The 502-nt window shown below is 67.5% G+C and carries 1 protein-coding gene; it reads right to left on the minus strand.

Annotation, left to right across the window (positions count from 1 at the left end):
* Window positions 1-502 (minus strand): calcium-binding protein (locus tag E8D38_RS28120; RefSeq protein WP_281286181.1); only part of this gene is annotated, 502 nt, incomplete at both ends.

Below are 502 nucleotides of genomic sequence, written 5' to 3' on the forward strand. Positions count from 1 at the left end.
TGGCGTGATGCCGGCGCCCAGCACGATGGTGTCGGCGTTGGTGCCCGGCGCGTCGCTGTCGTAGTTGTTGATCGTGTCCTGGCCCGAGCCCAGACCGAACAGGTAGGTGTCGGCTCCGGCATCGCCGCTCAGCGTGTCGTTGCCCGCTCCGCCTTCCAGCGTGTCGTTGCCGTTGCCGCCGTTCAACGCGTCGGCGCCCACGCCCCCTTGCAGCGTGTCGTTGCCATCTCCGCCGTTAAGGGTGTCTCGGCCATCGCCGCCGTCGATCGTGTCGTCACCGGCCATGCCGTTGAGGGTGTCGTTGCCCTCAGCGCCGCCGAGGGCGTCGTTGGTCGCGTAGCCGGTGACGGTGTCGTCACCTCCCGTGGGCACGATGACACGTGCCTTCACGTCCGCAATGCTCCAGCTGCTGCCGTCGGCGAAGCGGATGGTTTCGACGGCGTGCTGGGAGGTGCCGTCGGTTACGAAGTAGCTGTTGATGGTCAGGCGGTCTTCGGTGCCG

The organism is Methylibium rhizosphaerae, from assembly GCF_006386545.1.
Taxonomy (GTDB): Bacteria; Pseudomonadota; Gammaproteobacteria; order Burkholderiales; family Burkholderiaceae_C; genus Pseudorivibacter; species Pseudorivibacter rhizosphaerae.